At 60.8% G+C, this 15,324-nt stretch carries 11 protein-coding genes; 7 read left to right on the top strand and 4 right to left on the bottom strand.

From position 1 onward, the window contains the following. Positions 1–18 precede the first annotated feature (18 nt). From trpC to ACYPXD_RS05105, 4 genes are all read right to left on the bottom strand, one after another. The gene (gene trpC, locus ACYPXD_RS05120; RefSeq protein ID WP_459708187.1) at positions 19–810 is read right to left on the bottom strand and encodes an indole-3-glycerol phosphate synthase TrpC; all 792 of its coding nucleotides are present in this window, start codon (positions 808–810) and stop codon (positions 19–21) included. A 326-nt stretch (positions 811–1,136) separates the two neighbouring features. Next, complete coding sequence (locus ACYPXD_RS05115) at positions 1,137–1,994, bottom strand: molybdopterin-dependent oxidoreductase (protein WP_459708185.1); 858 nt, start codon at positions 1,992–1,994, stop codon at positions 1,137–1,139. Continuing rightward, on the bottom strand, positions 1,991–2,641 hold the full coding sequence (locus tag ACYPXD_RS05110; RefSeq protein ID WP_459708182.1) for a cytochrome b/b6 domain-containing protein: 651 nt from the start codon (positions 2,639–2,641) through the stop codon (positions 1,991–1,993). The genes ACYPXD_RS05115 and ACYPXD_RS05110 overlap by 4 nt, the downstream gene beginning before the upstream one ends. A 155-nt stretch (positions 2,642–2,796) precedes the next feature. Then, the gene (locus tag ACYPXD_RS05105) at positions 2,797–3,432 is read right to left on the bottom strand and encodes a hypothetical protein (RefSeq protein WP_459708179.1); all 636 of its coding nucleotides are present in this window, start codon (positions 3,430–3,432) and stop codon (positions 2,797–2,799) included. Positions 3,433–3,577: 145 nt separating this feature from the next. On the opposite strand from ACYPXD_RS05105, the gene ACYPXD_RS05100 reads away from it, so the two are divergent. From ACYPXD_RS05100 to ACYPXD_RS05070, 7 genes are all read left to right on the top strand, one after another. After that, a complete protein-coding gene (locus ACYPXD_RS05100; RefSeq protein WP_459708442.1) occupies positions 3,578–4,249 on the top strand; it encodes a heavy metal response regulator transcription factor in 672 nt (223 codons plus the stop codon). Next, complete coding sequence (locus ACYPXD_RS05095; protein WP_459708177.1) at positions 4,246–5,640, top strand: heavy metal sensor histidine kinase; 1,395 nt, start codon at positions 4,246–4,248, stop codon at positions 5,638–5,640. Before ACYPXD_RS05100 ends, ACYPXD_RS05095 begins: the two co-directional genes overlap by 4 nt. A gap of 262 nt (positions 5,641–5,902) precedes the next feature. Beyond that, complete coding sequence (gene amaB / locus ACYPXD_RS05090; protein WP_459708174.1) at positions 5,903–7,402, top strand: L-piperidine-6-carboxylate dehydrogenase; 1,500 nt, start codon at positions 5,903–5,905, stop codon at positions 7,400–7,402. A 67-nt stretch (positions 7,403–7,469) separates the two neighbouring features. After that, entirely contained in the window at positions 7,470–8,642 is a 1,173-nt protein-coding gene (locus tag ACYPXD_RS05085; RefSeq protein WP_459708172.1) for an NAD(P)/FAD-dependent oxidoreductase, read from the top strand. A gap of 466 nt (positions 8,643–9,108) precedes the next feature. After that, the gene (locus ACYPXD_RS05080; protein ID WP_459708171.1) at positions 9,109–11,460 is read left to right on the top strand and encodes a type VI secretion system Vgr family protein; all 2,352 of its coding nucleotides are present in this window, start codon (positions 9,109–9,111) and stop codon (positions 11,458–11,460) included. A 36-nt stretch (positions 11,461–11,496) separates the two neighbouring features. Next, positions 11,497–14,280, top strand: coding sequence for a lytic transglycosylase domain-containing protein (locus ACYPXD_RS05075; protein ID WP_459708170.1), 2,784 nt, complete (start codon positions 11,497–11,499; stop codon positions 14,278–14,280). Further along, positions 14,277–15,191, top strand: coding sequence for a hypothetical protein (locus ACYPXD_RS05070; RefSeq protein ID WP_459708169.1), 915 nt, complete (start codon positions 14,277–14,279; stop codon positions 15,189–15,191). The genes ACYPXD_RS05075 and ACYPXD_RS05070 overlap by 4 nt, the downstream gene beginning before the upstream one ends. Positions 15,192–15,324 lie beyond the last annotated feature (133 nt).

The following is a 15,324-nucleotide window of genomic DNA, read 5'->3' as shown; positions in this document are numbered from 1 at the left end:
TTAATCGACGCGATTAAATTACGCGTTGAAGAATAACCGCGCGAGTTCGGCGCCCGGATCTTCCGCGCGCATGAACGCTTCGCCGACAAGGAATGTGTCGACGCCCGCGTCGCGCATTCTTTCGACATCGGCCGGACGCAAAATGCCCGACTCGGTGACGACGATCCGATCGTCCGGAATGTCGCGCAGCATGCCGAGCGTGGTGTCGAGCGTCACTTCGAATGTGCGCAGGTTGCGGTTATTGATGCCGACCAGAGGCGTTTTTAACGTCAACGCGACATCGAGTTCTTCGCGCGAATGCACCTCGACCAGCACAGCCATGTTCAGCGAATGCGCCAGCGCTTCGAAGTCGCGCATCTGCGCAGGTTCGAGCGCGGCGGCGATCAGCAGAATGCAGTCCGCGCCCATCGCACGCGCTTCGTGGAACTGGTAGGCGTCGACCATGAAGTCTTTGCGCAGCACGGGCAAATTGCAGGCCGTGCGCGCGGCGCTCAGATCGGCGGCGGAGCCCTGGAAGAAGTTGCGGTCGGTCAGCACCGACATGCAGGCCGCGCCATGCCGCTGATACGACGCGGAAATCTGCGCGGGGTCGAACGGGTCGCGAATCAGGCCTTTGGACGGACTGGCTTTTTTGGCTTCCGCGATGACGGCGGGCAGGCCGCTCGCATGTTTCGCGCGCAGCGCGCCGACGAAGTCGCGCACGGGCTGCGCTGCGCCTTCACGCTGCAATACCTCGATCGGCTTCGCTTGCCGGTTCGCGGCGATTTCTTCGCGCTTGACGGCAATGATTCTGGTCAGGACATCGGACATGGTGGACTCGCTGGGCTTCAAGGAAAAAACAAACGGTATCGCTCGCGCTGACACGCTGTGCGCGAATGGGAGCAAGAATGCCGGACGGCGGAGGTCATGGGCTATTCGGGCAAATCGTAAGCGCAATCCGATTTGCCTGCCATGAATAAGGATTGACCGTGCCGCGCATTCTTGACACGCATGTCGTCTATCTGAACAGCCGTAAGCGTACCGATATTCCAGCGAAATGAAATTGCACGAAGGGGGCCAATTCACAACAAGCGGTTGAATCGCGCCCGCGGTGCGAGCCAATGGCACGAATCAATCGGGCATGCGCGCGCGGGACATCACGAACCGCTAAACCAGTTGTAGCCCTGATCTTCCCAATAGCCGCCAGGATATTCGTTGGTCACGAAGATCGCCGCGATATGTTTCGGGTTCTTGAAGCCCAGCTTGGTCGGCACGCGCAGCTTCAGCGGGTAGCCGTATTTCGGCGGCAGCGGCTCGCTGCCGAAGTCGAGCGTGAGCTGGGTCTGCGGATGCAGCGCGGTGGCCATGTCGAGGCTCGTGTAATAGTGATCCGCGCATTTGAAGCCGACGTAGCGCGCGCTCGTATCGGCGCCGATGCGTTGCAGGAAGGTGCGAAACGGCACGCCGCGCCATTCGCCGATCGCGCTCCAGCCTTCAATGCAAATGTGCCGCGTGATCTGCGACGTTTGCGGCAGTTTGCGCAGGCGAGCGAGATTCCAGTCGCTTTTGTCCGCGACCAGACCCGACACTTCGAGCGCGTAATCCGAACCGTCGATATCGGGCACGTTGTATTCGGGGTAAAACGCGTTGAACGGAAACGGCTTCGTGATCTGGCTGGCGGAGTAGGTTGGCGCGAGCCGGTTCGGGTTGAAGAGCCATGCCTGCACGCGATCGTTCCAGCGCGACATGGCCCACAAGACCTTATCGACGGAATCGCCGTCCTGCATGTTGCAGCCGGATAGCATGGCGAGCGCGCCCAGCGACAGGGAGGAGCGCAGAAACAGACGCCGTTCGGCGCGTTCGATCTGCGGTTTGTGATCGGCGAGCACGATGCGCTCGCGCAGCGGTTGCGCACGGGAATCGCGGGGCGCGCCATCACGGGGTCCGCCATCGCTGTGCGCGCCATCACGTATCGCGCCAGCGTTATTGTCGATTGGTTTGTGCGGAAAACTCATGCGTCGGTGCCTCCATGAACGACGCGGCGCGCGCGCCCGGTGATCATCGACGGCAGCGTGCGCGGAACCAGCATGACGAGTGCGAGATGCACGACGACAAAGCCGACCACGCCGGCCATCGCTAGAAAATGCACGCGCCGCGCGAAGTCGTAGCCGCCGAAGAAGTTGGCGAGCCAGTAAAACTGCACGGGTTTCCAGATCGAGAGCCCCGACGCGACAAGCAGCACGCCCAGCAGCAGCACGACGATATAGAGCAGCCGCTGCACGGCGTTATAGACACCCGTTTCATGCGGCAGACGGAACGTCGCCGCACGCACGAAGTCGCGCAGCACGTCGCGCGGATGGACCGGCAGGAAATGCTTGCGGAAATGCCGCGTCGCGAGGCCATGCGTCAGATAGACGATGCCGTTTGCCACGAGCAGCCACATCGCGGCGAAATGCCAGGCGATCGAGCCGCCGAGCCAGCCGCCGACCGTCGCCCATTCGGGGAACCGGAACGGAAAGAGCGGCGACGCGTTGTAGATCGCCCAGCCGCTCATCACCATGCAGACCATCGCGAATGCGTTGACCCAATGCGTGACGCGCACGGCAAGCGAATGCACGACGACGCGTTGCGTGCGCGTGCCCTTAGGCGCTTTTTCTGCCATCGAATGTTTCCCGCTTGAATCGATTGAGGTTCGATTGATCAAACCACGACGCCGGCGGCCATTCCCGAAGCGAGCGGGTCAGGCGGCCGGCGTTGTTCCTGCCGCGCGTTCCATTGCTGCCAGGCGCGACAGCGTCGCCGCTCACGCGGCATTGCTTACATCGGCGGCGTGACGCCGTTTTTGCCCGCGGAAATGAAATTCGCCGTCAGCGAACCGTCAGCTTCCTTGTGGGCGAAGAGTACGACCTTTGCGCCCGGCACGAGCAGCGACTGGTCGCCGGGTTCGAGATTGACGATAGGCACGTCTTCCGGCACGAAAATCTTCTTCTCGCCGCCCTTGTAGTTGACGGTGATCGTGCGGCCGTTGCTGACCACCACGTTGCCGACCGTGCCATTCGTCATCGAGCTGTTGCCGCCGAGATCCCACGGGCGGTGACCGTCGCCGGTGCCGCGCATGCTTTCCGGGAACACGTGCACTTCAAGCGCCTTCAGCGTGCCGTTGGCCTGCGGAACCGCAGCCGTGCCGATGTAGCTGTCCGCCTTGATCTCGTTGATCTTCGCAAGCGTGACCCCGCGGATCGGCGTGTTTTGCGGAACCTTCACGTCGAGGTCCTTACCGTCGCGCGTATGCACCTTGAGTGCGTCGCCTGCAAACGACGTAATCGTGCCGCGCACGCCGGTCGGCTGCTGCGCGTTCTGCGCGTAGGCAGCCGGGCCTGCGGCGAGAAACGCGCCAGCCACGAGCGCCGGTGCGACGATACCGCGCATGAAACCGCCTGAAACGAGCTTCATCTGTTGCCTTATCGGTTGTTGAGGATTTGTTCAGCGTAATGGCCTGATTCGCTCTTCAAGGTGACCGATGGATGACAAAAACGTCATGAACGTTATCTGAGCGCGGCATAGAATCCCGGGAGGCAAATTGATGACAGCAGGCGATATGGGCATTCTCGTGATCGAAGATGATCCGAAGACCGGCGACTATCTGAAGAAAGGGCTGCGCGAAAGCGGCTATGCGGTCGACCTCGCGCGAACCGGCACCGATGGCCTGCACATGGCGCTCGAACATCCGTACGACCTGGTCGTGCTCGACGTGATGCTGCCTGGCGTCGACGGCTGGGAAATCATGCGGTCGCTGCGCACGAAGCGCGACGTGCCCGTGATCTTCCTGACCGCGCGCGACCACGTCAACGACCGTATTCGCGGGCTCGAGCTCGGTGCGGACGATTACCTCGTCAAGCCGTTTTCGTTCACCGAACTTGTGCTGCGCATTCGCACGCTGCTGCGCCGCGGGGTGATGCGCGAAAGCGATGTCTTTCAGGTGGCCGACCTGAAACTCGACGTGCTGCGCCGGAAGGCGACCCGCGAGGGCGTCGAGATTCCGCTGACCAACAAGGAATTCATGCTGCTGCATCTGCTCGTGCGCCGCCAGGGCGAGGCACTATCGCGCACGCAGATCGCATCGGAAGTGTGGGACATGAACTTCGACAGCGATACGAATGTGGTCGACGTGGCGGTCAAGCGGCTGCGCGCGAAGATCGATCACCCGTTCGAAAAGAAGCTGATTCATACGGTGCGCAGCATCGGCTACACGCTCGACGACGGCTCATGAGACTCTGGACGACGCGTTCGCTGATTTTTCGCACGACGGTGCTGTTTGCGCTGATCGCGTGCACGGTGACCGCCGCGCTCGGCGCGTATTTCTACCACTCGCAGCGCGTCGCGCTCGAGCATCGCGCGGACATCGCGCTGATGAGCCGTGTCGAGCATTTCAGCCGGCTCGCGCGGCAGATGTACACCGTCAACGAACTGAAAGCGCGGCCGCTGCTGTTCGAATCGATGCTCGGCGCCGAGCAGGATGTGCTGATTTTTCGACGGCCGGGCGAGGCGCCGTTTATCGACGTCAATCCGAACCATGTGCCGGTGCCGAATCTCGGCGACTCGCGCGCGCATCAGCCGGGCCTTGCCGATATCACTGAAACATCGCTGCCCGACGGCGTGCGCGTGCACTGGACCTACGCAACGACGCTCGCCCGCGAGGACGGCGAGCCGGTTACCGTGATTGCCGGCCATCCGCTGACGAGCGAGGCGCATGTGCTCGCCGAGTATCGCGACCGGATCATTCTCGCAACGCTGGCCGGCGCGCTCGCGGCGATCCTGCTCGCACACGGCGTATTGCGGCGCGGCTTTCACCCGGTGCGTGAAATTGCGATGCGTGCCGCGCAGATCAATCCGACGAGTCTCTCCGTGCGCCTCGACAGCCGCCAGGCGCCGGCCGAACTGCGGCAGCTCACCGACGCGTTCAACGCGATGCTCGATCGGCTTGCCGAGGGCTATCAACGGCTTTCGCAGTTTTCCGCGGATCTGGCGCACGAGATTCGCACGCCGGTCCATGTGCTGATCGGCCAGACCCAGGTGACGCTCGCGCAAACGCGCGATGTCGATGAGTATCAGCAAACGCTCGAATCGAATCTCGAAGAGCTGAACCGGCTCGGCCATCTCGCGGAAAACATGCTGTTTCTCGCGCGCGCCGATCATGCGGCGCTCGCGATCGCGCGCGAGCCGGTCGCGCTGGCCGACGAACTCAACAAGATCGCCGAGTACTTCGAAGGAATCGCCGACGAGCGCGGCATCCGCTTTAACGTCGACGCGCGCGGCGCATTGTTCGCGGACCCGATGCTGTGCCGGCGTGCGATCAACAATCTCGTCGTCAACGCGGTGCGCTACGGCGCGAACGATACGGTCGTTCGCCTGAAGGGCGAGGAGGGCGAACGCGGCTCGATCATCGTCGTCGAAAACGACGGGCAGATTCCGGCGGATCTGATGGGGCGTCTGTTCGACCGCTTCTATCGCGCCGATGCGGCGCGCAGCCGGTTTACCGAGTCGAGCGGATTGGGGCTCGCGATCGTCAAGGCCATCATGAATCTGCATGGCGGCAGCGCGTCGGTGTCGTGTCCGGCGCCGAGTATCGTGCGCTTCGAGCTGCATTTTCCGCGAGCATAGCGGCACCCGATGCCGCTGGGATCCGGTTTGCAGCCGCAGGATAATTTCCTATAGGAAACAGTTCTTCCGCCACCTCGCAAAGTCGAGTGCAGCATCTATCCCTCCGCCCTCTGTCATTCGGGAAAACCCTTGTTCCCACTGATTTGCGGTGCATTACCTCCTGTAGTCTTCGATGCTGTCAATCGCCTTGCCGCCATAAAACCCCGCGTGTATAGTCGTCGGACCGTCTTTTGTTTCGTATTGGAAATTCAAAGGAGCCAAGATGAACGCCTCGACCATCCTCGCCGAACTCGGCATTGCCGAAGCGGTGCAAGCGGGCGACATCGCCGTGCACTCGCCGATCAGCGGCGAACTGATCGGCCGCGCGCCGAATCGCTCGGCGGCGGAAGTCGATGCGGCGCTCGCCGCGGCGAAAGAGGCGTTTGCGGTGTGGCGCAATGTGCCCGCGCCGCGGCGCGGCGAACTCGTGCGCCTGCTCGGTAACCGGCTGCGCGAAAAGAAGCAGGCGCTTGGCAGCCTCGTTTCGCTTGAAACCGGAAAGATCCTGCAGGAAGGGCTTGGCGAAGTGCAGGAGATGATCGACATCTGCGACTTCGCAGTCGGTCTGTCACGGCAACTGTATGGCCTGACAATCTCGTCCGAGCGGCCCGGTCACCGGATGGCCGAGACCTGGCATCCGCTTGGCACCTGCGTCGTGATTTCGGCGTTCAATTTTCCGGTGGCCGTGTGGTCGTGGAATGCGGCGCTCGCGCTCGTGTGCGGCAATGCGGTCGTGTGGAAGCCTTCCGAGAAAACGCCGCTGACGGCGCTCGCGGTGAATCAGATTCTGAACGACGCATTACGCGAATTCGGCGATGCGCCGGCCGGGCTCGCGGCGATTGTGACCGGCGGCCGCGACGTCGGCGCAAAGCTCGTGGCCGATCCGCGTGCATCGATCGTCAGCGCGACCGGCAGCACGGAAATGGGCCGCACGGTCGGCGCCGAAGTCGCAAAGCGCTTCGGCCGCTCGCTGCTCGAACTGGGCGGCAACAATGCCGGCATCGTCACGCCGAGCGCCGATCGCGAACTCGCGCTGCGCGCGATTCTGTTTTCGGCGGTCGGCACGGCGGGGCAACGCTGCACGTCGCTGCGGCGGCTGTTCGTGCATGAAAGCGTGTATGAAATGACCGTCGACAGCCTGAAGCAACTGTATGCGAAAGTGCCGATCGGCGATCCGCTCGAAACGGGCACGCTGATGGGGCCGCTGATCGACAGGCCGTCGTTCGAGCGGATGCAGGCCGCGCTCGAACAGGCGCGTGCCGAAGGCGGCACGGTGACGGGCGGCGAGCGCGTACAAGTGGAAGGCCACGAGGGCGGTTACTACGTGCGTCCCGCGATCGTCGAAATGCCGTCGCAGACGGCGGTCGTGCTCAAGGAAACCTTCGCGCCGATTCTCTATGTGCTGCGCTACAAGGATTTCGACGCAGCCGTCGATGCGAATAACGCGGCCGCGCATGGGCTTTCGTCGTGCGTGTTCACCACCGATCTGCGCGAAGCGGAACGCTTTCTGTCCGCCTCGGGCAGCGATTGCGGTATCGCGAACGTGAACATCGGGCCGAGCGGCGCGGAAATCGGCGGCGCGTTCGGCGGCGAAAAGGAAACCGGCGGCGGGCGCGAGTCCGGTTCCGATGCGTGGAAGGCGTATATGCGCCGCGCGACGAATACCGTCAACTATTCGTCCGCATTGCCGCTTGCGCAAGGAATCGATTTCAATCTCGGTTGATGCGCGCGCGGGGGCATCTTTGTCACCGCAGTCATCTTTATCCATGCTGTCACTGTTGGAGCGGCGCGTGAAGGAGAAAGTCGTTATCGTCGGCGCAGGCGTGATCGGCAGTTCGGTCGCGTACTTTCTGCGCGTGTCCGATCCGAGCGTCGACGTGACCGTGATCGAGCGCGATCCGAGCTACGCGCGCTCATCGTCGGCGTTGTCGGCCGCGTCGATCCGGCAGCAGTTCTCAACGCCGCTGTCGGTGCAGATGTCGCTATTCGGTATCGAATTTCTGCGCTCGATCGGCGAACGGCTCGCGGTCGACGGTACGCAGCCGTCGATCGATCTTCACGAAGGCGGTTATCTGTTTTTGGCGACGCCGGCCGGCCTCGCCACGCTGCGCGACAATCACGCGCTGCAAACGCGGCTTGGCGCCGATATCTGTTTGCTCGAGCAACGCGCGCTCGCGGAGCGCTTTGCCTGGCTCAATACCGAAGACCTCGCGGCGGGCACGCTCGGCGAAAGCGGCGAAGGCTGGTTCGACGGCTACGGGCTCGTGCAGGCGCTGCGCAAAAAGGCGCAGGCACTTGGCGCGCGGTACATCGCCGACGACGTGACCGCGTTGATCCGCGACGGCCGGCGCGTGACGCAAGCGGTGACCGCGAGCGGCACCGCGTACCCGTGCGATACGGTGGTCAACGCGGCCGGTGCGTGGTCGCGCCGCGTCGCGACGATGCTCGATATCGAACTGCCCGTGTATGCGCGTCGCCGCAGCATCTTCAACGTGAGTTCGCCGGCGCGGCTCGAACGGTGCCCGTTGCTGATCGACCCGAGCGGCGTGTACTTTCGTCCGGAAGGGCAGAGCTATATTTGCGGCACGTCGCCCGGCACGGACAACGACCCCGACGATTTGCCGCTCGATCAGGTGGACCATGCGCTCTTCGACGATGTGATCTGGCCCGCGCTTGCTCATCGCGTGCCGCAGTTCGAGGCGCTGCGTGTACGGCATGCGTGGTCCGGCTACTACGAATACAACGTGTTCGATCAGAACGCGATTATCGGTTTGCATCCCGACGTCGAGAACTGCATCTTCGCGAACGGCTTTAGCGGACATGGCTTGCAGCAAGGGCCAGCGACCGGGCGCGGCGTCAGCGAACTGATCCTGCACGGGCGCTATACGACGCTCGATCTGTCGATGCTTGGCTTCGACCGTGTACTCGCGAACCGTCCGTTTGTCGAGAAGAACGTTGTTTGAACAGCGAACGCCGCCTGGGCCATGCACGGCGCACGTGCACGGTTTGACGCGCGGAAGATGAATATCAACCACATCAAGGAGTTGCCGCAGTCTTGCGCAGGATGTCCACAGGCTTATCAAGCCGAACTGTGGATAACGCGAGCCGCAGGCACACGCACGACGGCACGCGCTGCCGCATGGCGAGCACGGTAACGAATCCCCGATGCTTCAAGCACTTGCGCGAGTCATGCGCAGGTTATGCACACGCTTATCAAGCGGATCTGTTGATAACCCTCGTCTCTCTCGCAACCGCGACTTATTCATTCTGAAGTTCGATGCTTCAATTGCGTGGGCTTATCAGACGTTCTTAGGGTGGTTGTCAAATTGTGTGCGCATCGATCAACGCGCAGCGAACGGAACGTATCATCCGCTTCAACCAGTCAGGCGATATTTAGCTTGAGGCTAACGTTGAAGGGGAAAGAGTCTCGTGAGTCCGACATCGGCCACGCTCGACGCGCAGCCGCGTCCGGGCGCGCAACACCACCAGTACTACCGCCTCGATATACCGCAATCGCGCAGTTGCGCGCAGGCCGACGTGTTTTCGTTCGAGGGCCAACGCGCGATCGGCGAGCCGACGCGCTATGTGATTCGTTTTACGCACCCACGCCACGACCTGGCGCGCAACGAATATCTGAACAAGCCGGCAACCTTCATTATCCAGCCGCCGCAGCAGCCGTGGCGCGACCCCGAGCCTGAGCGACGCGTGTTCGGTGTCACGACCGGCTTTGCATTGTTGAACAGCAATCGCGACGAATCCAGTTATGAAGTGGTGCTGGAGTCGCGCATGGCGCTGCTGCGTCACAACCCGAAATGCCGGTTCTTTGTCGATCGGAGCGACCCTGAAATCATCGCGCAGATTCTGCTTGAGAACGGCTTCGACAAGCTGCTCGCGGATTTCGATTTGACGCTGTATCGCACCTATCGCAAACGCGAGTTTGTCATGCAGTGGGGCGAGGACGACCTCGCGTTTATCACACGGCTGTGTCGGCGCTCGGGGCTCTGGTATGTCTGCGATGAAGGCAAGCGTTGCGAGAAGGTGCGCTTTTGCGACGACCTCACGCATTACCGGCGCGACCCGAAACTCAATGTCGTATGGCAGCCGTTCAGCGGCATGCAAAGCAATGGCGTCGAATCGGTCGACTCGCTCGAGATACACGCGACGACCATCGCGACACGCTACACGGTGCGCACGTTCAGCGCCGAAAGCGTGCTGGACAAGCCGGTGGAAGGGGCTTACGAGATTCGCGACGATCCCACCACATCGGGCGAAGCCTATATCTGGGGCCCGCCGTACCTGAGCGCCGATCAGGCCGCGGCCGAAGCGCAGCTGCGCGGCGAAGCATCGCGCGCCGCGCAGATCGAGTATCGCGGCACGTGCGACATGCTCGACCTCGCGCCGGGCAGCGTGTTGAAGCTATCGAATCGCGCGTTGCCCGACGCGAAACACGGCTTGCTCGCCGTGCGCGTGACGTGCGGCGCATCGCGCGGCAGAGGCTATCGCGTCGGGTTCACGGCCATTCCGTCGGACCGGTTCTACCGTCTGCCGCTGCTTGAAGAGACGTGGCCCAGGGTGCAAGGCGTGGTGACCGGGCGCATCGCGTCGACCGGCGGCTACCAGGACCCCTATATCGACGAACAGGGGCGCTACATCGTCGACCTCCATCTGGACCGCGACCCGCGCACGCCCGGACTGAACAGTTGCCCGATGCGGCTCGCGAAACCGTTCGCGGGCGCGGGGCGTACGGGCTTTCATTTCGGGCTTGTCGAGGGCACGGTCGTGACGGTCTCGTTCATGTGGGGCAATCCGGATCTGCCTTATATCAGCCAGGTGTTGCACACGGCGCAGGACATGGACCCGATCGTCGCCGGCCGGCCCTGGGATGCGCGCGACACGCTGCGCACGCGTTCGAACAACACGATCGAATTCGAGAACTTCAAGGGCGCGGAGCATATCAAGGTTGCGACCGAGCATGGCAAGTCGCAGCTGAATCTTGGGCATACGGTCGATCGCGATGGGAATGTGCGGGGGGCGGGGTTTGAGCTGCGGACCGATTTAAAGGGGAATGTGCGCGGCGGTGACGGTTTGCATCTGTCGGCCGACAAGCAGGGTGGGGCGCTTGGTGAGCAGGCCGATACTATGCACGCGACATCCCGTTTCGCGTTGACGCAGGCCCAGGCACAAGCGCTCGCCGATGTCGCGACACAGGCGAAAGCCGAGATCGCTGACGTCAAGGCGGAAAACCGCTGGCTCAAGGACGAACTCGATGGCCTGAAACAGGCGGTGATCGCGATGTCCGCTCCGAACGGCATCGGCATGGCGACTGATGGACCCGTGATGGTATCGGCGCGCCGCGATGTGAGCGTGGCGACGTCGTCCGCATTCAACGTGAGTGCGATCAAGCATATCGCGATTGCAGCGGGCGAGGTCTTGTCGCTGTTTGCGCAAAGTCTTGGCATCAAGCTGATCGCGGCGCGAGGCAAGGTGCGGATTCAGGCGCAAAGCGATGAGCTCGAGGTCGCGTCACAGCGAGACATGCATATCCGCAGCACCGAAGGGCGTGTGCTGATCGATGCGGATAAGGAAATCCTGATGCGCTGCGGACGCTCGTACTACCGGATCACACCTCGCGGCATTACGCACGCGACGCCGGGAGATTACGTCGAGCGCGCTGTTTCGTGGAGCAGGGTCGATCCGGATGGGACGGTGACTCGCACTGCGCTGCCGCATGCGAATGAGCTAGCCGATCTCGACGGCCATGGCTCGAAATTTTCAGGTTGATCGTTTTAACGCAACGCCGCTTATCGCATCCTCGACATGACTACGCAATTGAAAGCGCATCCGCAGGGGCATGCGCAACCCCATCCGCATTCTTCCGCTGCGCAGACGGCGAACACGGAGAAACCGGTGAGGCCGCCCTTGCTCAAGTGGTGCTATCCGTTTCCATGCAAACGCGGCGGCGAAGAGACCGACCCGCAGACGTTTTATCACGCACTCGGCATGATGAACGACGGGTACTTCCCGCTTGCGGTGAATGGCTTTCCGCACGGCGGCGTGCATTTCGGAGCTGAGTCGGCATCAAGCGTCGATCAGTCGGGCGGTGTGCGTTTGATTGTCGACGGTGAGATCGTTGCGTACAAGCTGGACCGCGCCTATCCGCATCTTCAGTTCACGAATGGTTCGAGGTGGGCGCTCTATTCGACGGGTTTCGTGCTCACGCGTCATCGCATGACGCTGCCGCTTGCGCCCGGTACCACCGCGCCGCAGCCTGCCGATGAGACGCTGACGTTTTTCAGTCTGGCCTTGCATATGGCGGATTGGAGCACTTATGCAGCAGACCCGAAGCTCGCGCGACCGGGCTGGTGGCTTGGGGTGGATACGTATCGGGTGACGGGCAAGGAGCGTTGCGAGCAGAGTCGTGCGTCCGGAGCCTTCGTCTATACGGCGCCACAGGCTGGCGCGTTGAAAGGGCGCTTCACCGCGGGTAGTAAAACGGCTTTTCTGCCGGAGAACAGCGAAGTGACGGTTGGCGAAAGGCGCGGCGAATGGGGACGTGTCACGGCCGTTAGCTCAGGCAACGTCATCGCCTTGCGCAGTAACGACGCACGGGCGCAGCACGGTAGCGGTGGTCAAAGAGGTCAGCAGGGTGCCGCAGGCGAATTCGGCTGGATCAACCTGCATGAGCAGCAACCGCTGCGCGAGCCTGAAGGCGTGGACCGCGTCGTTATTCCGCCAATGCCGATTGCCGTGAAGGCCGGGACGTTGCTGGGACAGATTGGTCAGTTTCTCGACTACGAACATTCGACGCCGCTGCCGCCCAAGCCAGTGCGGCCGCTCGTGCATATGGAAGTGTTCGCGGGCGACGAGTTTGCGGCGTTCCTCGCGAAAAGCCGCGCGCGGGCTGCGCAACTGCCCGCAAGCGACCGCACGATCTTGATGATCGAGCCGGGCGCCAGGCTGGTGACGGAGATGGAACCGGACATCGTGGTGCAGCAGGACGGCGAGCCGATGGAAAAGCTGATGGCCGCTGCCGATAGTCCTGCGAGCGGGCCGTGGATGAAGGTGCAGCCTCGCAGGTATGACCGCTTTTCGGGTTTTATGGCCGATCACGGGAAGCCAATCTGGATCGAGCGCAGTAATAAGGACAAGCTGGATGCGCCCAAGGGTCTTCGCGCATGGAAGCGGTTTCCGCTGCAGATGAAGTCGATCACCGAGCCAGCGATTGATCAGTTGATGATCCTGCCGCGTACGTATCTCGATGGTCTCGCGGACGATCGTCGCGTGGTCGACGATCAGGGTGTGCACTGGTGGGCACTGAACGTGCCTGCGGGAAACGGTAGACGCACGTGGCGATGGGTTTGTGAAAAGGACCATGCCGCTACGAGGTGGGAAAGCCCGTGGGCATGGCCCGGCTTTGAGATGGTGGATGCGACGGCTATCAGGCTCACCGATGCGTTCCAGCGCAATCTCGTGGTGACGCAGTCGGCGCAGTTGCGTGAGCACCCCGAGTACGCAACTTCGAAGGACACGGTTAATGCCAGTACGCTGCTGCGCAGAGTGGAACAGGTCATTGCGCGCCTGCCGGCGTTAGACGGCAGTCAGCCGGATCGCGATACGGATGGCCGGAATATCGTGACCGCGAAAATGATCCATAAGGCAATGCTCCAGCGTGAGGCGGCGAGTCAGCTTGCGCATGTGGTGCTGCGCTATGGAAGCGAGTGGGGCGGGAATATCGAGCGCTGGGAGGCACTAACGCCGTTCATGCGTAATTCACCTGAGAACTGGACGTGTGAACTGGAGCGGGTGAGGAGGCTCCAGTGGTGGGATGAGGTGAAGGGGAAGGTTGAGGGGTTTCCGGACAGTCCGGTTGTGCAGCATATTCATCCGGTTGCGCTGGTGGGGAATTTTGCATTCAGAAGGCGCATAGATATAGACAGGTTCCTCGTTATTTATAAGGCGGCTCATAGTTCGGATTTCGGCTGGTATGCAGACGAACGTAGTCAAAAAAGCAAACTATCGTTATTGGCGCAGAAATCAGAAAATAATCTCCGGACTCTGTTGATCTGGATAAACGAACTATACGTTGTTGCGCACGACGATTTTCGTATCGAATACATCGCTTATATGTTAGCTACGGCGCGTGTGGAATCGTACGATTTTAGGACGCAAACATTTTTTGGACCTGTTGTCGAAATCAGATCGTACGACGATTCAGAAATTCTCTATGGATCGGGAGCTACGGCAAAGTCCCCCGACGTAGCTCGCGCTCTCGGCAATGACGCCGTGGGCGACGGATACAAATATCGAGGGCGCGGGTTGGTGCAGATCACATGGAAAAACAATTACCGGGTGTTTTCGAGAATTACGGGTGTTGATCTGATAAGCGATCCGGATGCGGCGCTTGACTGGGAAAACGCGGCGTTAATCATGATTGAGGGCATGTTGCAAGGGAAATTCACGGGGAAAAAGCTTTCGGATTATTTGATTAATGACCGTTTCGATTATGTGAAAGCTCGAAGAATAATCAACGGATCGGACAAGCAGGCAATCATTGCCGAATACGCTGAAAAATTCGAGAAGATCTTGAGGCGATGTTTGTGAAAAGAATCCTTGCAATTTTGATTTTTATGCATGCATCTGTTTCGAACGCGGGAATTCACTGTGGTGCAAATAATGCATCCTGCGCCCTGTACATGGACGTTAAAGGTTCACTGCTGAAGCGGGACACAAATGGAGTTGTGGCTAGTGGGATCGGTGAGGTCGGCATGTTGGCTTTTGTGTCGATCGTGAAGTACGGAAAGCAGGGGCATTATGCGATGGTGCGCCAGTCGCTCTTGAACGATCGATCCACACTTGTCGTTCCGTTGAAATGGGATGGCGAAAAATGGAGGATGGACGTTGCATATCTGGCTTCGATTTCTCTAATGGCATCTTCACGAGAATTAGGAAACCGGTGGGTGATGCGAAAGATACATGTCAAAGACCACAAATTGGATAAACTGGTTTGGGACCGTTTATATGGTCAATTTTCAGAGTCGATGTTCTCGACTGTTCAGCTGTCGCGTTGGCCTGATCCGTTGTTTGCCGTTTCGTCGGCCAAAGAGATGCATTCGCTGGGGTCATGTTATTTGCCAAGTTCAAGCAAGGATGGCGATCTCTCGATTGAATCGATTGCTTGCCGACCCGTCACTAGCATTCTCGATGGTGAAGACTATGAATTTTCAGGTGCGGTAGGGACGCAGGCGATTTCGATCATGAGTATCCATAGACAGGGAACGTCCCTGTCGGGATGTTATCGGTATGCGCAATACAACGACGATTGTATCGAGATCCGCGGTGAGATACAGGACGACGGTTCGATAATTCTAAGGGAGCTCGCAAGCCCTGACGGCGATGAATCAGGCTTATTCCGTGGAGCGATTAACCATGGCAAGTTTTCGGGGTACTGGCGCGCAGCGGGCGCTGAGCGAAAGTTTCCTTTTGAGTTTTTATTGCAGGGATTTCCGGATTGACCGGCGATGCGACAAACCGCATGTACCACGACTACATCGTAAGGCGAGCTATGACGTCGATAAGCGTGACGGAGGGAAATCCTGCGCTTCGCTCGGAAGCGGCGCGCTTCGACGCAGAGTTTGGGTAGTGGCA

The organism is Paraburkholderia sp. 2C, from assembly GCF_054589215.1.
The sequence above is the reverse complement of the archived record's forward strand: the minus strand, read 5'-3'. Positions and strand labels throughout refer to the sequence as shown.